The organism is Halomonas sp. M20 (assembly GCF_020622265.1).
GTDB lineage: Bacteria > Pseudomonadota > Gammaproteobacteria > Pseudomonadales > Halomonadaceae > Modicisalibacter.
Genome location: NZ_JACNMQ010000001.1, coordinates 525348 through 548662, shown reverse-complemented (window position 1 = coordinate 548662; position 23315 = coordinate 525348). Strand labels below are relative to the sequence as shown.

The window sequence follows — 23315 nt, the reverse complement described above, 5'->3', positions numbered from 1 at the left end:
AGGTTCAGCCAATTGCATGCAAACAATTAGGCTGTATTGGTAATAAGAAAGAAGGTTGTTATGCCAATTTCAGCTAAAATTAGCCGCCTCGTTCAAGACGTAACCAAAGTACCCGCTACTGTAGTGGCTGACTCAACAATAACACTTCAACAGCCTAGCAATGTATTACTGAGTCTTTCTCCTGACCAGGTTGTCAGTATTGTTCGCAGTGGGAATAGCCTGCTTGTAGAAACAATTGATGGCCAGTTGATTTCGATAAATAACTTTTATGGCCCCGTTCCTACTTATACAAGCCAGTTACATTTACTAGGTGAAGAACAACAACTGTTACTGGCTGAACTTGGCCCAACTGCTGATACGGGACTTGTTCCCGCCGAATATACGCCACTGGGAGAATTTGATGCTTACGAAGCTATTACTGCCATTCAGAGTGGCTCAGCTGGTGGGACAGGGCTTACTACGACTGGTTTAATCGCAGGAGGAGGAACCATAGCAACAGCCGGTACCATTGCATCAAACAGCCAAGGAAGAAATAGTAACGATAATGAGAACTCTCCCCTCGATGGAGGCAACAATGAAGAGGGGGAAAAAGTCAGGCTAGAACCACCAACTATAAACCCTACCAATGGTGAAACAATTTCAGGAACAGCAGGTTCCGACATCAGCATCATCATACGTGATGGTGATGGAAACCTAATTGGTAAAACGACATCCGACATAAACGGAGATTGGTTCTTTGGGCCCGAACCTAAACTCGCAGACGGAACGAGGGTCATCGTAAGGGCGGGTGACGACGACAACCTAAGCTCACCTGTCTATGAAATCGTCGATGCGATCGCACCGACAATAGACGACAACTTCGTCATCTTCGCTGAGAAGATATTTTCTGCAGACGATGCGGAAAGCCTGGCCCTGAGCGGACGGATAGAACCCGGGGCAGTCATAAAATCGCTAACCATCAGTGATAGCAACGGCAATACGGTTACCATCGATCCGGCAACGATCACGTTGAATGAGGATGGCACCTTCAGTGTAGCGAGCCAGAATGGCTCTACGTTGGCCGAGGGAGAATTAACTGCCAATCTGTCCGTTTCCGACGCCGCAGGCAACATAGCTACATTCAGCGACACCGCGACACTGGATCTAACCCTGCCCGAAACACCGACCATCAATCCGACCAGAGGCGATACCCTCACCGGTACTGCAGAGCCGGGAAGTACCGTCGTGCTCACCGATGGCGAGGGCAATTCACTCGGCGAAGCCCTCGCCGACGATAATGGCGACTGGTCATTCCAGCCGGCATTTTCTTTAGCGAACAGTACCGAAGTCACTGCCACCACCACGGATACCGCCGGCAATATCAGCGAACCGGCCACTATGGTGATCGATCGTACGCGTCCTGAGGTCCCGGTGATTCGAACAGCGAGCGATGACGTCCTCCCTGAAACCCAAACCCTCTTCAACGGTGACAGTACCAATAATAGCACTCCGAGTTTATCCGGCCGCGCTGAGGCAGGCAGCACCATTATCGTGTTCGGCAATGGCAGTACGCTCGGCACTGCCATTGCCGATCAATATGGGGCATGGTCCTTCACCCCAACCAACCCGCTCTACGATGGAGATGTGAGATTTACCGCCAAGTCCACCGATGCCGCGGGAAATATCTCGTTCGAAAGCTCCCTATTCACACTGTCAATCGATACCCAGCCGCCCGAGCCGCCGGTCATCGACCCTACCAATGGGGAAATCCTGACTGGCAGCGCCGAAGCGGGGAACGCGGTCAATCTAACGGATAGCGATGGTAACCACATCGCAACCGTCGTAGCTGATAGAAACGGCAACTGGTCGTACGCGTTAGATATCCCGCTGGAAGACAGCATCAACTTCAGTGCGACCGCTATCGATGCCGCCGGGAATATCAGCTCACCGAGAACCGCAACGGTCGATGTCGATCTCACTGATAATCTGCCACCCGCAAACCCCATCATCCTGATGTCTATCGACGCAACCGATCCCGTTACCGGTGAGCTTGGCGACGGGTCGAGTACCAATGAAGGCACCCCGACGCTGGTGGGCATGGCAGAAGCGACAAACATCGTGCAGGTCTGGGCCAATGCGACGATGCTCGGCACGACCCAGGCCGACAGCTTCGGCAACTGGCGCTTCACGCTGAATAACCGTCTGGCGAACGGCAATATTTCTTTCACCGCCACTTCCGTCGATCCAGAGGGCAACGTCTCTGCTCCCAGCGCCAGCTATGCACTGATCATCGATACCGACGCCCCCGACGCCCCAACGCTAGACAGCTTAACAGACGATACCGCCCCTATGACCGACGAGTTGGCCCCGGACGAAAGCACCAATGATTCCTTACCGGCACTAGGCGGCACGGCAGAGGCCGGGAGTACCGTCACTATTCTCGCCAATGGCTCGGCTATAGGCACGACCACGGCCGACGAGCAGGGCAGCTGGCAGTTCACACCGGAAAATACCCTGAGCGATGGCGGTTACCGATTTACAGTAACAGCTACCGATGCAGCCGGTAACGTCTCCAACCCCAGCGACATTTTCGAGTTGATCGTCGATACCTTGGCGCCCACGGCACCGACCCTCGACCCGACGAACGGCACCACCGTCAGCGGCACCGGCGAAGCCGGTAGCACTATCACATTGACCGACGCCGCAGGCAGTGCAATCGGCGACCCCGTCATGATCGGCACGAATGGCGTCTGGTCGGTGATACTTGCACCCCCATTAGTAGAAGGCGCCGTCATCTCTGCGATCGCTAGCGACAGCGCCGGCAATACTAGTGATTCGGTCAGCGCCGTGGTCGATGCCACCAGACCGGAAGCTCCCATGTTTACGGTCAGCGACGATATCACCCCAGTGACCGGCGTGCTCGCCGATGGCGATAGCACCAACGATGCAACCCCGACACTCACCGGCAGCGCCGAATCTGACAGTGTCATCACGATTTTTGCCAACGGCAGCGAAATCGGCACCGCGAATTCAGACGGCGATGGCAACTGGACGTTCACTCCCGATGGAGCAGTGTCTGAAGGCAGCGTGACCTTTACGGCAACGGCGACAGACGCCACGGGCAATGTGTCGGACTCAAGTGCCAGTGTGACGCTGACCATCGATACGCTAGCACCCGCGCCACAGAATCAATCCATCGCCTTCATGGATGGTGGAGACGGCAGCCTCTCTGCACCAGAAGCTGACAACGTCAGGTTCAGTGGTCGCATAGCGACCGGCAATGAGGTGGTTTCGCTTATCATCAGCGATACTGATGGCAATGAGCTCGGCGTCGATATCACCGACATCACGGTCGATGCAGATGGCTCGCTCACAGCCACTCCACAGGACCTGAGCGGTCTCAACGATGGGAAGTTGACGGCAACGTTGACGGTGAATGACGCCGCAGGAAACGCGACCAACGTTGTCGCGTCATCCTTGCTGGATACCTTGGCACCCGATATCGGTACTAGCGACCTCGAAACCAACGATACGGCTCCCGCGCTATCGGGCAACGTGAACGACCCTGCCGCTGTAGTGGTTGTCACTCTCGATGGCATCGACTACCCCGCCATCAATAATGGTGATGGCACCTGGACGCTCCCCAACAATGCCTTGTCCGAATTACCCGAAGGCAATACCCATATCAGCGTCACAGCCACCGATCCGGCCGGCAATGTCAGCCAACCGATAACGAGCACGATCACCGTCGATCTCGAACCCCCCGACGTCACAATCGAGGACCTGACAACCAACGATCCGAGCCCGACCCTGACCGGCAACGTCAGTGACCCCACAGCCAACGTTATAGTGACGATCGACGAGCAGGATTACCTCGCCACCAATAACGGCGACGGCACCTGGCGCTTGGCCGACGACACCCTGCCACAGCTGACCGATGGCGATACAACCGTCATCGTTACCGTGACGGTCGCCGATGCCGCTGGCAATACAGCTATCGCTACCGGCACCGTCACATTCGATACTCAGGCGCCCACAGTCTCGGTCGAGAACTTGGTCACGAATGACACCACTCCGGCACTGACCGGTACAGTCAACGATGAAGATGCAGTCGTTACCGTCACCGTCGATGGCACCGATTATATCGCCAACAACAATCAAGACGGCACATGGACCCTGGCCGACGATACTCTAGCGGCACTCGTTACAGGCAACAACGCAGTCAGCGTCATCGCCACCGACCCGGCCGGCAACCTTAGTCAGCCGGCAACGGGCTCGGTCACCGTCGACCTTGAAACGCCTACCGTGACTCTCGATGACTTGGTGACTAGCCACACCACGCCGGATCTCAGTGGTAACGTCAGCGATCCCGCCGCCACCGTTACAGTGAAGATTGATGAGCAGGATTACATCGCCACCAATAATGGAGACGGCACCTGGACATTGAATGGCGATGCACTGCCAGAACTAAATGAAGGCGAAAACGCCATCACCGTCACGGTAACGGCCGCCGATGGAACCGAGAACAAGGGGTTCGACACCGCCACGATCACCGTCGACCTGAGCGATCCGTCGGTAACGGTGAATGACACGACTACCAATGACACCACTCCGACACTCAACGGCACGGTCGACGATCCAACCGCCAAAATCAGCGTCACGGTCGATGGTGATGTCTACACGGCAAACAACAACGGCGACGGTACCTGGACGCTGGCCGGCGATACCCTGCCGTCACTGGGCGATGGCGACTATACCGTCGAAGTCACCGCCACCGATATCGCGGGCAATGCCAGCCCGACGACGAGCGGCATGCTGACCATCGACATCGGCACGCCGTCGCTCACCTTCGAGAATCTATTTACCAACGACACCACGCCGGCACTCAGCGGTGCCGTCGACGACCCGACCGCCACGGTGACCCTCACCCTCGACGGCATTGATTACATTGCGACCAACAATGGCGATGGCTCTTGGTCGTTGCCCAGTGGGACGCTGAATGCGCTTGATCCCGGCGAGACCGCGGTCAGCGTGACGGCGACCGATCCGGCCGGTAACGAATCGATCACAAGCGGAACAGTGGCCGTCGACCTGACGGCGCCAATAGTCACCTTCGATGGACTGGCCACCAACGACACGAAACCTGAACTCACCGGGACGATCGACGATCCGACCGCCTCGGTCACCGTGACAGTTGGCGTCACCGAGTACACCGCTACCAACAATGGAGACGGTAGCTGGACGCTGGCCGACGACACTCTGGCGGCGCTGGACCCGGGCGGCAACACGATCGGCGTCACCGCTATCGACCAGGCCGGCAATGTCAGCCAACCGGCAACGGGTACGGTTGACGTCGATATCGAAACGCCCACGGTCACATTCGACGATTTGCTGACCAATGACACTACACCGGATATCAGTGGCAGCGTCAGCGACCCTACCGCCATTGTTACCGTCACCATCGACGGGCAGGATTACCGCGCCGATAACGATGGCAATGGCGGCTGGGCGCTGAGCGGTGACGTGCTGCCTCCGCTGGAGTATGGCGCAAACCCGATCGTCGTTACTGTCAGTGGCATCGATGAAACCGGTAACACCGGTATCGATACCGGCACGATCATTATCGACATGACAACGCCGAGTGTTACCGTCGAGGCTCTCAGTAGCAACGACACCACGCCGACACTCAACGGCACGGTTGACGATCCGAATGCCACAGTCACCGTTACGGTCGATGATAAGAGCTATACCGCCATCAACAACGGCGATGGCACCTGGACGTTGGCCGACAACACGTTACCGACGTTGGGCGAGGGTGACTACGAGGTCTCCGTCACGGCCATCGACCTGGCGGGCAATGCCAGTCCGACAGTGGTCGGCGCCCTGAGCATCGATACTGGGGCGCCAACCGTTTCGTTTGACGACCTTGCCACTAATGAAGTCACACCGACGTTGTCAGGCAGCATCGACGATCCGACCGCCACGGTGCGCGTGGCGATCGACGGAGGCGAGTACAACGCAACCAACAACGGCGATGGCACATGGACGCTCGACGATGCCAGTCCGACGCTGGCTGAAAACGACTATGAGGTATCCGTCGCGGCCACCGATGCCGCAGGCAACACCGCGATCAATACCGGCACGCTAGTCATCGACCTGACCGCACCCAGCGTCACGTTCGAAGATCTTGATACTAACGATAGAACGCCGGCACTCAGCGGCACGGTCAACGACCCGACTGCCACGGTGTCAATCTTCATCGATGGCAATGAATACACCGCAATCAACAACGGCGACGGCAGCTGGACGTTGGGCGATAACTCCGTGGCGCCAGCGCTGGACGAAGGCGACCATGAGGTCTCCGTGACCGCTACTGATGCGGCAGGCAATACCGGCCCAGCCACCACGGGAACGCTTACCATCGACAACAGCGCTCTTGTCGTCTCGCTCGATGATCTGACGACCAGCGACACCACCCCGGCGCTATCGGGCATCGTGACCGATCCTGACGCCAGCGTGACCGTTACGGTCAATGGCATCGATTACGAGGCTGATAACAACGGCGACGGCACCTGGACACTCGCCGACAATACCCTGCCGGTTCTAGCCGAGAACGTTTACAGCGTCTCCGTCGCTGCCACCGACGCAGCCAATAACACGGTGACGGATACCGGTACGTTGAGTGTCGACACGACGGCCCCCTTGCTCACCGTCGACGACTTCATTACCAACGATACTACTCCAGTACTAACCGGCACGGTTGACGATACCAACGCCACGGTCACCGTCACTATCAATGACGTCGACTACACGGCCACTAATAACGGGGACGGCACCTGGATACTGGCCGACGATACCTTGCCGATGCTCGGCGAAGGCAACCATGAGATCAGCGTTACGGCCACTGACATGGCCGGCAATGGCACTACCGATACCGGCGCCCTAACCATCGACACCGGCGTACCGAACGTGACGTTCGATGACGTCATCACTAACGACGCCAAGCCGATGTTTGCCGGCACGATCGATGACCCGACTGCCACAGTGTCAGTCTTCATCGATGGGAACGAATACACCGCAACCAACAACGGCGATGGTTCCTGGACGCTAGCCGATAACGCTCTGCCAGAGTTAGGCGAGGGTGACTATGAGGTCTCCATCGCAGCTACTGATGAGGCCGGCAATATCGCGATAGATAGCGCCACCTTGACCATCGACCTAAGCGCACCAAGCGCGGCTTTCGAGGATGTCAGTACCAACGACACGACTCCGGCACTCCACGGAGGGGTCGACGATCCAGCCGCCACGGTCACCGTTACGGTCGATGGCGAGAGCTACACGGCCAGCAACAACGGCGATGGCACCTGGACGCTGGCCGACGATACCCTGCCGCCACTGAACGATGGCGACTATACCGTCGCTGTCATCGCCACCGATATCGCGGGCAATACGGGTCCGACGACGAGCGGCACCCTGACCATCGACACCGTTACGCCAACGCTCACGGTAGAGGACCTCGTCACCGACGACACCAAACCGGCACTCAGCGGCACCGTCGACGACCCGACTGCCACGGTGACCGTCAGCGTCGACGGAGTCGAGTACTTCGCCACCAATAACGGTGATGGCACCTGGACGCTGGCCGATGAGACGCTCGAAGCGCTTGCTCCCGGCGAGACCGCGGTCAGCGTAACGGCAACCGATCCGGCTGGTAACGAGTCGGTCGCAAGCGCCACGTTAACTCTCGATCAGGACGCACCAACGGCCACCATCGACGACTTGGTCACGAGCGATACGACACCGGCACTCAGCGGTAGCGTCGATGACCCCGACGCCTCGATCACCATCACGCTCGGCGATACCGAATACACCGCCACCAACAACGGCGACGGTACCTGGACGCTGGCCGACGATGCCCTGCCGTCACTGGGTGACGGCGGCTATACTGTTGCCGTCACCGCCACGGATGCAGCTGGCAACACCGGTCCGACGAAGAGCGGCACGCTAACCGTCGATACCCTCACGCCGACGCTCACGGTCGATGACCTCGTCACCAATGACACCACGCCCTCAATCAGCGGTACGGTCGACGACCCCACTGCCACGGTGATCATCACCGTCGACAGCGCCGAATACGCCGGCACCAACAACGGCGATGGCACTTGGACCCTGGCCGACGACAGCCTGACGGAGTTGCCTGAAGGCGACACCGAAATCAGCGTGACGGCAACGGATCCGGCCGGTAACGAATCGATCGCAAGCGCCACGGTAACCCTTGATCGCGACGCGCCGACAGCCACCATCGACGACTTGGTCACGAGCGACACGACGCCAGCGCTCAGCGGTAGGGTCGACGATCCAGCCGCCACGGTCACTGTTACGGTCGATGGCGAGAGCTACGCGGCCAGCAACAACGGCGATGGCACCTGGACACTGGCCGACGATATCCTGCCACCGCTGGACGATGGCGACTATACCGTCGCCGTTGCCGCCACTGATATCGCGGGCAATACCAGCCCGACAACGAGCGGCCTGCTGACAGTCGACACCGGCACGCCGACGCTCACGATCGACAGCCTGATAACCAACGACACCACGCCGGCACTCAACGGCATGGTGGATGACCCTGACGCGAACGTCATCGTCACGGTCAGGGGCACGGACTACATCGCCACCAACAACGGCGATGGCACCTGGACCCTGGACAATGACTCGCTGGGAGCGCTCGTACCCAGCGTAACCGAGGTCAGCGTGACAGCAACGGACCCGGCCGGCAACAGCGCCATCGGGTTCGGTACGATTACGCTCGACCAGGCGGCGCCGGCGGTCACCGTGACCGACCTCGTAACCAACGACACGACGCCACTTCTGAGCGGAACTGTCGACGACTTCGACGCCACGGTCACCGTCACGATCGGCGATACGGAGTACACCGCCACCAACAACGGCGATGGCACCTGGACTTTGGCCGACAACACACTTGCTGAACTCGGCTCCGGTGATAACCAGTTCAGCGTTGCGGCGGTCGATCCGGCGGGCAACATCAGTGATCCAGCGACCGGCACCGTGACGGTCGACGTCACAACACCGACGCTAACGGTGAACGACCAGACCACCAATGACACCACACCCGCGCTTATGGGCATCGTCGATGACCCGGAGGCTACGATCGTCGTCACGGTCGGCGAAATGGACTATATCGCCACCAATAACGATGACGGCACCTGGACGCTGGCCGACGATGCCCTAGCGCCCCTGAGTGAGGGTGATACCGATGTCAGCGTCAGCGCTATCGACCCGGTGGGCAATCAGGCACTCGCCTACGGCACGATCACGGTCGATCTGACCGCGCCGACGGTCACCTTTGATGATCTGACCACTAATGACACCACCCCGGTATTGAGCGGTACGGTGAATGATAGTGCTGCCACCGTGACGGTCATGGTCGGAGGCATGGATTACTACGCCACCAACAATGGGGATGGTACCTGGACGCTAGCCAGCGACGAACTGACGGCCCTGAATGAGGGCGAAACCGAAGTTTCGGTCACCGCAACGGATCTGGCCGGCAATACCACCACCCCGGCCACTGGCATCGTCCGCGTCGACATCACAGCGCCCACGGTCACGCTCGAAGCTTTGATCACCAACGACGATACCCCCGCACTGTCCGGCACTATCGACGACCCGGTGGCTGACATCGTCGTGGATATTGACGGTGTCGACTATGCCGCCACCAACAATGGGGACGGCACCTGGACACTCGCCGACGATACCTTGGCTACCCTGCCCGAGGGCGAAGTCTCGGTCACGGTGCACGCCATCGACCCAGCCGGCAATAGCGATACCATTACCAACTCGATCACCGTCGACGTTACTGTGCCAGATGAGGGGGGCAACACCATTGCCTTCGTCGATGGCGGCGATGGGTTGCTCTCTCCAGGAGAGATCGGCAGCGTGACACTAGGCGGGGAGGTCGAAAGCGGTGCGACCGTCACCTCGCTGATCATCAGCGACAACGAAGGCACTACCCTAACTATCGACTCTGCTGACATCAGTGTCGATACCGGCGGCAACCTCAGCGTTACCGCTCAAGACTTAAGCGGTCTTAACGATGGCCAGTTAACTGCCATGCTCTTGATCACGGATGCAGCCGGCAACACCGGTACAGTCATCGATACCACTACGCTAGATACCACCGCGCCGACAATCGACGCCACCGCCGCCAATGTCAGCGAGGTTGGACTAGAGTCCACGGCCTCCATTGGGGTTTTCGGCATCATGGCTATCGGTGACAGCGGCAGCGGCGTGACTTCGATCGAGATCAATGGCCCAGCAGGCGTGACCTCGGCTGGGGATGCCGTGGTCTGGAGCGGCATTTTCAACAATGACGTCTACAACCTTAACGGAACCGCGAGCGGTATCACCGTTGCCACCCTGACTATCAGTACCAGCGGGGCGTATACCTATACTCAATCGCAGGCGTTCGATCATCCGCTCGCCGGCGAGGATATACTAGCGCTCGGATTCGACGTCACCGCCAGTGACCGACTCGGTAACCAGACGAGCGGTGAGCTGACGCTCAACTTGGCCGACGACGCTCCTACTGCCGTGCTACCGGCACAGTTCGAGATCGATACCGGATCGGCAACGGCCTCTGGGAGCTTCGTCGAAAGCTACGGCGCCGATGGCGGATACGTGTCGCAGCTCACCATCGACGACTATACCTTCAGCTATGATCCCGACAGCAATAGCGTCTCGGCTCGCGGCTCATCCGAACTTATCGATCCTTTCGTGCCTTCCGATTACGACAGCAATACAGGTGAACTAACGATCCGTACCGTCAAGGGTGAAACATTGACTGTCGACATGAGGGATGGTTCTTACAACTACGACGCCACGGGTGCCAATTTGCTAGATCCCGAGCCCCAAGCGGATCCGGCAGTGACTCTCGGTGACGATGACAGCTTGCTAGGCTTGGTGGGTGTGGAAGCTCTGTGACTGCTCGACCTCAGCGACAATCAAGCCTTCGCGGCCACTGACGCTAACAATGACATCCGCTCGGTGACCATCTCGCTAACGGCGCTGAACATCAGTCTCGGCGCAGGCTTTCGTGCCTCCCAACGTTTGGCTGATGAGCTTGGACTGACGTTCGATAACTCCAACAATCTTGCGCTACTGGACTTCAGCGCTTCGATAATCATTCGCGCGACCGATAACGGCCCAATCGACAACCAGGCATTGAACGAGTTTCTTGGTTCGGTCTACTTCAGTAGTGGTCTGGCCAATATCGGTCTGGGCTCGACCCTCAAGATCTCGGCGACCGATGTCGCAGGCAATACCAGCAGCTCGTCAAGCAGTGACTTGCTGAGCCTTGGGCTGCTGCAGAGCAACTCGCCCAGTTATCTGGTCCAGGGTGACGCCAATGCCAACACGCTCAGTGGAACGACCGGAAACGACCGTCTCTATGGTTACGCTGGCAACGATTCGTTGAACGGTAATGCGAGTAACGATCTTCTCCGCGGTGGCGCGGGTACCGATACGCTCAATGGTGGGTCCGGCAACGACATCCTGATCGGCGGGACCAGCAACGACACGCTGACCGGCGGTACCGGTAACGATGTGTTCCGCTGGGAATCGGGAAACCAGGGTATGGTTGGCAATCCCGCGAACGACACCATTACCGACTTCGATGGCAGTCGCGTTTCGGCCGGCGGAGATATCCTCGACCTCAGCAATCTACTGCAGGGCGCGGGCCACATCGGCCGCAACGCCGGTAACCTGACCAATTTCCTACATTTCGCCCTTGTAGGAACCGCCACCATCGTCTACATCAGCAGCACCGGGGCGTTTGCCGGAATCGACGATGCAGCGACCAAAGTCACCCAGGCAAATCAGTTCATGACCCTGCAGAACGTCGATCTTATCGGCGAGCTCAGTAGCGACCAAGCGGTGATCGAGAAGCTTCTGATACAGGGCAATCTGCTAGTCGATAATGCCAACGCCGATACCGATCTTTCCAGTAACGTGTCCACTGGAGTCACCGCTGTTGTCTCGGATAATGACGGCGACACGTCCAGCACCCGCGTCGATTTCGACAGCTCGGGTCAAACAGTGCCAGCGCCTACTCCCGGCAACACGGCTCCGGTCGTGCAAGTCAATTCAGCCTCGCTGCTGGGCATTGCGGGTGTCGATCTGCTGGGCCTGATTGACTTCAGTGACCAGGATCTGTTTGCTGCAGATGCCAACGGCAATCTGCAATCGGTCACGATTGCCTACCGGCCGCTGCTCAGTGTCAACCTGACGGCGCTGCAATTGACCGCTTCGCAGCAATTGGCTGACGAGTTGGGCTTGAGCGTTAGCGTAAACAGCGAACCAGGCCTGCTGGGGCTCGTGGCCCCATCCTCGACCCTGACGATTACTGCTACCGATGGCGGGGCGATCAACAATCTAGCCGTCAACGAGCTGCTTGCCACCGTCGCCTTTAGTGACCCCGCGGCGCTGCTAGGCTTGAGCCTCGACCTGCAGCTATCGGTACTGAATGCCACTACCATTACCGCTACCGACAGCAACGGCCAAAGCGCCTCGGATTCCCTCGGTGGCCTTGCCGATCTAAACGTCTTAACCACGCTACTGGGCTACAACGATGGCATTTTCGAGGGCGATAGCGGCAATGACGTGCTGACGGGGGGTAACGGCAGTCAACGCCTTTACGGCTATGAAGGCGAGGACACGTTCAACGGTGGCGACGACAACGACCTTATTCGGGGCGGCGCCGGTAATGACATGCTGAATGGCGGAGGCGGTAACGATCTGCTTATCGACGGCAATGGTGCCGACAGTTTCGATGGCGGCACTGGAAACGACCTATTGGTCGCCACCGGGAATGGCTTCGCGTCGATCGAGGGTGGCGACGGTTTTGACAGCCTCTTGCTGGACGGCGGCATCAGCCTCGACTTCGTCAAAGACGCTTATGGAACGATAAACAACATCGAGCGCCTTGATATGGGCCGCGGAGATGGCGTCAGCCGTGTCACCTTAATCAGCGAGGATGTCGATGCCATGACTGACGACAACAACGTTCTGCAGATGACCGGTGACGAACAGGACACGCTCAATATCCAGGGCGCCTCGCTCAATGGCGAAGTCATAATAGGTGGCACGGCCTATGACCAATACACCTTCGGTGATGCCACCATTCGGGTCGAGCAAGACACCGTCATGGTGGAAACCTGACATTATCTTAACGACAAGCCGGCGACGGCGACACCGCCGTCGCCGAATGAGTACCGCGGGCAAAAGGAATAACGAGTATCCGCACGTTACAACAACTCGATTGGAAGCGGGCATTGAGTATGCTGGCGATGACCGTCAGCTTTACGCCAGCATTGGCCAATGGACAGGGCTGGACTTGGTGGAACACGATTGATCACGGTGCCCCTGTCGCAACGGACCCACCCTCTACCCAGTGGCTCTCATCGCCGCCTGCACCCATGCCTGCGCCGAAGGGTACGCTCCCGAACGCCACATCATCGGCAGACAAGTTAACGCTCGAAGCCGCCGTCCAGCGCGGCCTAGCGGACAACCCTGCCGTGCGGGCGGCGCTTGCCGATGTAAAAAGCGCAAGCACCGAAGTCGACATTGCCGAATGGGGCTACTTTCCCGAAGTCGACCTTTCGGCCGGGCCGGAGGAGCTCCCTTTCAGCGAGTTCGGCTACGACGCCTCGGCACGCCAGACGCTGTACGACTGGGGGCGTATCGACAGTCGGGTCGAGAGTGCCAACGCCAGTGAGCGCGAGGCCCGACAAGCGCTCGAAGTCGCCGTAGAAGAAGCCGCTCTCGATATCGCCGACGTTTACCTGGATGCACTAGCGGCTAAACGCCGGCTGGAACTGGCGCAGACGTATGTCGACGATCTCGAAAAGCTGGCTAGGCTCACCTGGGATCGTGGCAGCAGCGGCTATACCGATCGCAGTGAGCAAGGTCGCATAGCGCTGGATCTGGCACAGGCACGTGACGAACTAGCCACCGAGCGTGGTGAGCTCAACGATGCACGCCACCAGTTCAGAGTCCTGGTCGGCGTTGCTCCCCTAGACTTGGAACTCCCTGATCCCGTTGCACTGACCGACCGTCTCGACGATGACGCGACGCTGAATGAGTGGATCGTCCATGCCCCCGCCTATCGTCAGACGGTTGCGGTCGCGGATCAGGCACAAGCGGAACTCGAAGAGTCTCGTGCCACATTGAAACCCCAGCTCAATCTGGAAGGCTCGCTGCAACGTCGTCAGATCGGCGGCGACCTGCAAAGCGACTCAGTGATCGGCTTGCGCCTGCGCATGGACACGCTGCAGGGCTTAGCCAACTTTCATAGGCCTGAGGCAGCGCGACAACGACTTGAGGTGGCCCGTTATCGAATTGATGACCAGCGCCGAGAAATTCGCCGTAGCGTACTCACCTTGATCGAGAATACAGAGGTCTACCGACAGCGCCAACAAGCACTGAAGGAACAGGTTCAACAGGCGCAGGCAGTTAGCGAACTCTATACGGAACAGTTCTCGGTAGCGCTACGCGATATCAATGACCTGCTTACCATCCGCCAGGAAGAATTTTCAGCCAGGCGCCAGCTCATCGACATAGCAATCCAGCAAAAGCGCATGCAGTACCGTGCAGCCTCGCAACTGGGTTTGATCAAACCCCTGATTGCGGGCAGCTTGAGGAAAGAAACACCATGAGTCTTGCTGCATCCAAACGCCCTGACAGTTACGACGATCCTTTGCGCGAAGGGCTGGCCCTGCTTTGCAGCCAACTGGGTCGCCCCACCTCCGTCGCCGAAATAGGAGACGGTCTGCCACTCGAACAGGGTCGCCTGCCACTTCGAGAGGTCACTCGTGCCCTACGCCGGGCCGGTGTCAATGCACGCGTGGTCAGCCGTTCTCTAAAAAGCTTCTCGCCACGCCTGCTACCGGCCCTACTTGTTTTGGAAGATGGCGAGACGGTCTTATTGCAGTCGTTTGATGCTCATGAAGCCAGAGTCGCGTTGCCCGAAGCCGGCGGTGGCGAGGAAGTGCTTACTCGTGAGGCATTGGAGCAGCTCTACAGTGGTGTCGCGATATTCGCCCGCCCCATTCCCTGCAGCGATAATCGCGCCGGCAATTTTGCTAAAGCAGCCCCTACCCACTGGCTGAAAGGCCCCCTGCGAGCCTGCATACCAGCTTACGCCGAGATCGGTGTCGCCGCGCTGGCCGCCAATCTGCTGGCCATCTCCACCGCCCTGTTTGCCATGCAGGTCTATGATCGCGTGGTGCCTAATGCCGCTTTCGACACGCTGTGGGTCTTGGCCAGCGGCGTCGCGCTCGCCGTACTGCTCGAATTCATGCTCAAGGGGCTCCGCGCTCACTTGCTGGAAGTGATCGGCAAACGCCTTGATCTGGAACTCTCCTCGAAGCTATTCGAGCAAGCAGTCCGGATGCGACTGATGGCCAAGCCACCATCCACGGGTGCCTTTACCAGTCAGATCAGGGAGTTCGAAGCTGTCCGGGAATTCTTTACCTCGGCAACCGCAGGCGCGATCAGCGACATTCCTTTCGTCGCCATCTTCATATTGATCATCGCCTGGATCGGTGGCCCGATAGCCTTCGTGCCGGTGGTAGCGATTGTCGGCATGATCATTCCCGGCCTCTTGTTGCAACGCTATTTGGCCCGGCTCGCGCGGGAAAACCTGCGCGAAGGTGCAGTGAAAAATGGCGTACTGCTGGAGTCCATCGGCCAGTTGGAAACCGTCAAGGCAACCCGGGCCGAGGGCCGTAACCTGGCGCTTTGGGAATTGCTGTCTGCACAGCTCTCGACTGCCTCGATCCGGCTGCGTTCAGTCACCAGCATGCTGACCCACTCCGTCTCGCTGCTGCAGCAGTTGGCCTACATCGGCATCGTCATCGTCGGGGTCTACCGCATCAGCGCTGGCGAGATGACTATCGGTGCACTGATTGCCTGTTCGATTCTTGGCTCCCGTGCCATTGCACCAATGGGGCAGGCGAGCGCCCTGCTCGCCCGCTGGCAGCACGTCAAGGCGGCCGTCGAAGGGCTAGACGAGTTGATGCAGGCACCCAACGAACAGGGCTCGGGGCATAAGGTGCGCAAGCCGAACCTCAGGGGCAACTATCATTTGGAAAATGTCGTTGTGTGTCACGATGAGGAAGGTCCCGAGGCGTTGCAACTGACCGAGCTTTCCATCGAGCCAGGCTCGAGGATTGCCCTGCTCGGCGGCAACGGCGCCGGGAAGTCGACACTCCTACGCTTACTATCCGGCTTCGTCGATCCAACCAGTGGGAGCGTCATGCTGGACGATGTAAATATCGCCCAAGTCGAATCCGCCGATCGCCGCCAAGCCATCGGCTATCTACCGCAAGACATTGCCCTGTTCTATGGAACGCTGCGTGACAATTTGACCCTAGATGGTGCTGCCTATGATGACGAAGAAATCTTCCAGGCGCTCGACGGTGTCGGCCTGGGACGTTTCGTTCGCGCTCATCCGCTGGGGCTGGAGCTACCGATCTCTTCCAGCAGCAGCGTATCCGGCGGTCAGCGTCAGGCTATCGGACTGGCTCGCCTAGTGCTTCAAGATCCCCGCATCGTGCTCCTTGACGAGCCCACAGCCTCCTTCGATCAGGCCAACGAGAAGCGGACGGTCGACTTCCTCAAGCGTTGGATGCAAGGCCGTACCCTGGTTGTATCGACTCACAAAAAACCATTGCTCGAACTGACCGAGCGCGCCATCGTCCTACGCGATGGCAAGTTGGCCATGCAGGGCAACATTGACCAGGTCGTAAGCGGCAACCGGGTCGCAGCCACGCAGGAAGGACACTAAATGGCTATGACACTTAGCGATGCTGATCTTCAGCGTCAACTTGGCGATCCGCAGGCTAATCTACGCCATCCGCTCGCTAGGCCCGTGGTTTGGGCAGTTTTGGTCTGTCTGATCAGTTTCATTGGCTGGTCTGCCTGGGCCAACATCGCCGTGGTCACCCACGGCGAAGGTCGTGTCGTTCCCGTCAGTCGAATCCAATCCATCCAGAGTTTGGAGGGGGGCATCATCGATGAGCTTCTGGTCCGTGAGGGTGACATCGTCGACAAGGGTCAATTACTGATTCGGCTCAGCGGGACCCGGTTCCGCAGCGCTTACCAGGAGACCGAAAATCAGGTCATGGCGCTAAAGGCTGCAATCGCTCGACTACAGGCTGAGGTCTTAGAACAGGACAACATCGAATTTCCGGACGCAATCGACTCGCAGAGTTCGCTTGCCCAATCGGAGGGAGAGCTGTTCCACGCGCGCCGAGAGAAATTGGAAAAGGCCATTGCTTCATTGGGGAACGAGATCGGCATGGCGAGACGCAGGCTCAATCTGATCGAGCCGCTGGTCCAGCGCAAGGCGGTCAGTCAAATGGAAGCGCTCGAACTGCAGCAAGACATCGCTTCTTTACACGGCAAACTCGCCGAGATCCAAAACAGCTATGTACAGGATGCCTACACCGAGCTGACGGACAAAAAAGGCGAACTCTCCTCCTTGGAGCAGGTGCTAGTGCAGCGTCGTGACCAATATCAGCGCACTGGAATTCGCTCGCCCGTACATGGCCGTGTCAATGCCATCAATTACACCACCCAAGGCGGCGTGGTTCCCCCGGGGGAGACCATCATGGAGGTGATTCCGTTAGAGGATCAGTTACTGATCGAAGCGAAGATAAAGCCGCAGGATGTCGCCTTTCTAGCGCCGGGCATGCTTACCAGTGTTAAGATCACCGCCTACGACTACACCATTTATGGCGATCTCGACGGAACGGTCGAACAAATCAGCGCAGATACCATTGAGGAAGAAACACTGCGTGGTACGGAGGCCTACTACAAAGTCTATATTCGCACCGAGAGTGGCTCACTCACGCATAATGGCGAAACCTTGCCAATTATTCCCGGCATGATCGCCGAGGTGGATATTCAGACCGGTGAACGAAGTGTTCTGGATTACCTCCTCAAGCCGCTGCTCAAGGCCAAGCTTTAAAGTTAATTCAGCCGAAATGCAAACAAAGCATTACGGCAATGGCGTCTCCGCCATTGCCGTAATTAACCACCAAAAAATACTCTGTTCAGAAGTTCGGCTTGCGCTTCTCTACGAACGCGCCCATGCCCTCGCTTTGCTCTTCACCGGCAAAGCCCAGGGCGAAGAGGCTGGTTTCCAGCGCCAGGGCGCTGTCCAGGTCCTGATCCATGCCGTCATGAATGGCTTGCTTGGCGGCGCGAATTGCCTGGCGACCATTGCCGGCAAATTGCTTGGTGAGCTCTTCCGCCACGGCATCGAGTTCACCCGCCGGTACCACGCGATTGACCAGGCCGATGCGCAGGGCCTCAGCAGCATCAATCTTGCGTCCGGTGGTGATCAGGTCCAGCGCCAAGGCAGGGCCGACCCGGCGCGGCAATCGCTGGGTGCCGCCAAAGCCGGGGATCACGCCCAGACCCACTTCCGGCTGGCCGAAGATGGCATTGTCGCTGGCGATGGCCCAGTCGCAGGCCAGGGCCAGCTCGCAGCCGCCACCCAGGCAGAAGCCGTTGACCAAGGCCACGACCGGCACTGGTAGACGTTCGAGTCGCTTGATCGTGGTCAGTGCCTGGCTGGCGAAGACCCGCGCTTCTTCCGGAGTCTTGTCGCGCATCTCGCTGATGTCGGCCCCGGCAACGAAGGATTTCTCGCCAGCCCCGGTGATCAGGACAGCGCGCAGATCGCTGCGCTGTTCAAGCTCGACCAGCACCTGGTTGAGTTCCGCGATCAGTGCGGAGTTCAGCGCATTGAGTGCCTTGGGCCGATTCAGGGTCAAGCGTACCACCCCTTCTTTTTCGGTCACGTCGATCAGTTTTTCGCTCATAAAACCTCCTTATTCGTCGCTGTGCTCAACTATTTGTATCCACTATTCATAATTGTAAAAGCCGCGCCCGCTCTTGCGGCCCAGATAGCCCGCGGCCACCATGCGCTTGAGCAGCGGGCAGGGTCGATACTTGGGATCGCCGAAGCCTTCCTGCAGCACTTCCATGATGGAGAGGCACACATCCAATCCGATCAGGTCGGCCAGGGCCAGCGGTCCCATGGGGTGGGCGGCGCCGAGCTTCATGGCTTGATCGATCGCCTCGGGGGTAGCGGCATTTTCCTGCACCAGGAAGGCGGCCTCGTTGATCATGGGCACCAGCAGGCGGTTGACCGCAAAGCCCGGGGAATCGGCGATGGGTACGGCAGTCTTGCCCATCTTCTCGGCAAGCTGCTCGATCTTCTTCACCGTGGCATCAGAGGTCTGTTCGGCGCGAATCACCTCGACCAGTTTGAGCATCGGCACCGGATTGAAGAAGTGCATGCCTACCACCCGCTCAGGGTGTTCACACACCGCCGCCAACTGGGTCAGGGACAATGATGAGGTGTTGGAGGCAAGAATCACGTCCTTGCCCAGTTGACTGAGATCGCGAAACAGCCGTTCCTTGAGTTCCTCGTTCTCCGGAGCCGCCTCGATGACGATCTCGCAGCCTTTGAGAGCGTCGAGCTTGGAGGTGGTCTCGAGGCGTTTCAGAGCGCTATCGCGATCGTCAGCAGACAGGCGTTCCTTGGCGACCAGCTTGTCCAGGCCTTTACCAATGCCGCCCTTGGCGCGTTCAAGCTGCTCATCGGCGACATCGTACAATTGCACCTCGCAGCCGCTGCTGGCCAATACCTGGGCGATCCCCTGCCCCATGGTGCCGGCACCGACGACGCCGATTCGATTGCTGCTCATCCGTGTGTCTCCTTTGTATTACTGCTGAACCATCATTGCTTGCGCGCTTCGTCGCGCAGCAGGAATTTCTGGATCTTGCCCGTGGAGGTCTTGGGTAATTCGCCAAATATCACGTAGCGCGGCACCTTGAAACGGGCCAGATGCTCACGGCAATAGGCGATGATATCCTCGGCGGTGGTTTCTTCATGACCGGGCTTGAGTTTGACAAAGGCACAGGGCGTCTCGCCCCATTTTTCGTCCGGGCGCGCCACCACTGCGGCTTCCTCTACCGCCGGATGGGCGTAGATGGCATTTTCCACTTCGATGGTGGAGATATTCTCGCCGCCGGAAATGATGATGTCCTTGAGGCGGTCCTTGATTTCGATGTAGCCATCCGCATGCCACACCGCCAGATCGCCGGTGTGGTACCAACCACCTTGGAGTGCCGCCTGAGTGGCCTTCACATCCTTCAGATAGCCTTTCATGACGTTGTTGCCCCGCATCATAATCTCGCCGATCGTCTCGCCGTCCTTGGGCACCGGCTCGAGGGTTTCGGAGTCGGCGACGCAAAGTGCCTCCAGCATGTGACCGCGTACGCCCTGACGCGCCTTGATCTTGGCACGCGCCTCCAGCGGTAGTTCGTTCCAGGATTCGCGCCAGGCACATACCGTGACCGGCCCGTAAACTTCGGTCAAACCGTAAACGTGGGTTACTTCAATGCCCAGAGTTTCGATTCCGGAAATCACCGTGGCCGGCGGCGCGGCCCCGGCCACGGTGACCTTGACCGGATGCTCCAGCATACGCTTGTGCTGTTCGGACAGATTGACCAGGCCGTTGAGTATGATCGGCGCGCCGCTGAAGTGGGTGACCTCTTCGTCGACCAGCAGCTCCATGACCTTCCGTGCCTCGACCCTGCGCAGGCAGATATTGGTGCCCGCTGCTGCGGCAATGGTCCAGGGAAAGCACCAGCCGTTGCAGTGGAACATCGGCAGGGTCCATAGGTAGACCGGATGGTGCGGCATGGCCCATTCAAGGATATTGCTCACCGCGTTCAAGTGGGCGCCGCGATGATGATAGACCACGCCCTTGGGTTTGCCAGTGGTGCCGGACGTATAGTTGAGCGAGATGGCCTGCCATTCGTCTTCGGGCAGACGATACGGCGACTCAGGGTCGCCCTCGACCAATAGGTCCTCGTACTCGATCTCGCCGATGCGCCGAGCCTCGCCTTCGAACAGAGCGTCCGCCACATCGACGACCAGCGGCTTATCATCCAGTTTGGCCACCGCCTCTTCGATGACATCGGCGAACTCTGGATCGACCAGAATCGCTTTAGCCTCGCCGTGGGCGAGCATGTAGGCGATGGCTTCGGCGTCCAGGCGAATGTTCAGGGTGTTGAGTACGCAGCCTGCCAGGGGTACGCCGAAGTGGGCCTCGAACATGGGCGGCACGTTGGGCAGCATGGCGGCCACGGTTTGACCCGGCTGAATGCCGCGCCCGGCAAGCGCCGAAGCCAGACGCCGGCAGCGCTGCCAGGTGGTGAGCCAGTCACGGCGCAGTTCGCCGTGGACCACCGCCGGGTAGTCTGGATAAATCTGGGCGGTGCGTTCGATGAAGGTCAGCGGCGATAGCGCCACATGATTGGCCGGCGTCTGGGGCAGGCCTTGCTCGAAGATACTGGACATGGTGATGCCTCCTCTCAATGGCTTGCAGGCTCAAAATCCAACAGCGTGGTCATGCCCGCCTCGATCACCGTCCGCTGGGCGCGCCCCACCGGCAGCCAGTGGCGCAGGGCGAAGTCGGCGCTTGCCAACTTGGCACGGTAGAAAGCGTCATCGCCCTTGCCGTTCTCCAGGGCTGATTGGGCAACTAACGCGGCGCGCCCCATTTGCCAGGCACACAGCACATGGCCGGCCAGTGACAGGAACGGCGTGGCATAGGCCTGGATGGCATCGGGGCCGTTATCCGCATCGCCGCCCTCTTCCAGAAGAATCGCCATGGCAGCCCGCAGATCCGCCGCACCAGTGGCCAAACTATCGCCCTGCGCCTTCAACATCGCGTGGTCGGAAAGCGACTGGGCGGTGGTCTCGACTTCATCTATCAAGGCGCATAGCGCTGCCCCACCATCGCGTTGCAGTTTGCGACCCGCCAGATCCAGCGCCTGGATGCCGTTGGTGCCTTCATAGATCGGCGCGATACGCACGTCTCGCAGTAACTGAGCCGCACCGGCTTCTTCGATGAATCCCATGCCACCGTGTACCTGAATGCCAAGGGAGGTGATATCTATAGCCTGATCCGTCGAGAACGCCTTGACCACCGGGATCAGCATGTCCACCCGGCCCTGGGCATGCCGGCGCGTCTCATCGTCGGTAGCATAGCGGGCCTGATCCATTTGAGCGGCGCAGAACAGCGCCAATGCCCGCAGGCCGTCCGTACGGGCGCGCATGGAAAGCAACATGCGACGTACATCCAGGTGATCGGCAATGGTGCAGGAGGCTCCGCCTCGCGCCTTGGGGGTGCGCCCTTGCACACGCTCCAGCGCATAACCCAGCGCCTGCTGGCAGGCACGTTCGGCCACGCCGATGCCTTCGACACCGACCTTATGGCGTGCCTCGTTCATCATCGTGAACATGTGATTCAAACCGCGGCCGGATTCGCCCACCAGATAGCCGATGGCACCGTCCTTTTCGCCGAAGCTCAGGGTGCAGGTAGGTGAGGCATGAATGCCCATCTTGTGCTCGAGAGAGGCGCAGACCACATCATTGCGCTCCCCCAGGCTGCCATCGTCATTGACCAGGTATTTGGGCACCAAAAACAGCGAGATGCCCTTGTTGCCTTCGGCGGCGTCTGGCGTCCGAGCGAGAACGAAGTGCACGATGTTCTCCGCCATATCGTGCTCGCCCCAGGTGATATAGATTTTCTGGCCAGTAAGACGGTAACGATCGTCCTCCAGAACGGCCTTGGTGCGTACCTGGGACAAATCCGAGCCGGCCTGGGATTCGGTCAGGTTCATGGTGCCGGTCCATTCGCCGCTCACCAGCTTCTCCAGATAAAGCGCCTTGAGCTTGTCGTCTCCGTGCTGGGCCAGCGCTTCGATGGCGCCGGCGGTGAGCATCGGGCACAGGCCAAGGGCCATGTTGGCACCATGCAGCATCTCCTGCACGGCGCTGGCCACTACCTCCGGCAGGCCCTGGCCACCCAAGGCTTCCGAGACACCGATGCCATTCCAGCCCCCGTCGATATAGGCGCGATAGGCATCAATGAAGCCCTGCGGAGTACTTACCTGATCGTCCTCGAGCCGCACGCCCTGGCGATCACCGCTGTGATTGAGCGGCGCCCAGACCTCGTTGGCCAGCTTTGCCGCCTCTTCCAGCACCGCCTCGATCAGATCGGGGCTGGTCTCGTCAAAATGGGGAAGGCTCAAGGAACCATGCTCGAGCAGTTCTTCAAGCACGAAACGATAGTCGCGCACTGGTGCCGTATAAGAAATCATGAAAGCCTCCTGACCATAAGGAATACATCTGATGGTAGAGGCCTTGGCGCTTATTGACCACTAGCCAA

9 protein-coding genes are annotated in these 23315 nt (G+C 59.0%); 5 read left to right on the top strand and 4 right to left on the bottom strand.

Annotated elements, in window-relative coordinates:
• Positions 1-60: 60 nt before the first annotated feature.
• From H7850_RS02580 to H7850_RS02560, 5 genes are all read left to right on the top strand, one after another.
• Positions 61-10980: an Ig-like domain-containing protein gene (locus H7850_RS02580; protein ID WP_227367826.1), complete on the top strand. Its 10920-nt coding sequence runs from the start codon at positions 61-63 to the stop codon at positions 10978-10980.
• Positions 10981-11043: 63 nt separating this feature from the next.
• The gene (locus H7850_RS02575; protein ID WP_227367825.1) at positions 11044-13215 is read left to right on the top strand and encodes a type I secretion C-terminal target domain-containing protein; all 2172 of its coding nucleotides are present in this window, start codon (positions 11044-11046) and stop codon (positions 13213-13215) included.
• Positions 13216-13334: 119 nt separating this feature from the next.
• The gene (locus H7850_RS02570; RefSeq protein ID WP_227367824.1) at positions 13335-14711 is read left to right on the top strand and encodes a TolC family protein; all 1377 of its coding nucleotides are present in this window, start codon (positions 13335-13337) and stop codon (positions 14709-14711) included.
• Positions 14708-16843: a type I secretion system permease/ATPase gene (locus tag H7850_RS02565; RefSeq protein ID WP_227367823.1), complete on the top strand. Its 2136-nt coding sequence runs from the start codon at positions 14708-14710 to the stop codon at positions 16841-16843. Before H7850_RS02570 ends, H7850_RS02565 begins: the two co-directional genes overlap by 4 nt.
• Positions 16844-18028, top strand: coding sequence for an HlyD family type I secretion periplasmic adaptor subunit (locus H7850_RS02560; protein ID WP_227367822.1), 1185 nt, complete (start codon positions 16844-16846; stop codon positions 18026-18028). It abuts the gene before it with no gap.
• Between the two features lie 85 nt (positions 18029-18113).
• On the opposite strand, the gene H7850_RS02555 is transcribed toward H7850_RS02560, so the two are convergent.
• Genes H7850_RS02555 through H7850_RS02540 form a run of 4 tightly spaced genes read right to left on the bottom strand, consistent with a single transcriptional unit; the run spans position 18114 to position 23247 of the window.
• Positions 18114-18887 carry an enoyl-CoA hydratase/isomerase family protein gene (locus tag H7850_RS02555; protein WP_227367821.1) on the bottom strand — a complete coding sequence of 258 codons (774 nt, stop codon included), beginning with the start codon at positions 18885-18887 and terminating at the stop codon, positions 18114-18116.
• Positions 18888-18929: 42 nt separating this feature from the next.
• Positions 18930-19778 carry a 3-hydroxybutyryl-CoA dehydrogenase gene (locus tag H7850_RS02550; protein ID WP_227367820.1) on the bottom strand — a complete coding sequence of 283 codons (849 nt, stop codon included), beginning with the start codon at positions 19776-19778 and terminating at the stop codon, positions 18930-18932.
• A gap of 32 nt (positions 19779-19810) precedes the next feature.
• Positions 19811-21439, bottom strand: a complete 1629-nt coding sequence (locus H7850_RS02545) for an acyl-CoA synthetase (RefSeq protein WP_227367819.1) — start codon at positions 21437-21439, stop codon at positions 19811-19813.
• Between the two features lie 14 nt (positions 21440-21453).
• A complete protein-coding gene (locus tag H7850_RS02540) occupies positions 21454-23247 on the bottom strand; it encodes an acyl-CoA dehydrogenase (protein WP_227367818.1) in 1794 nt (597 codons plus the stop codon).
• Positions 23248-23315 lie beyond the last annotated feature (68 nt).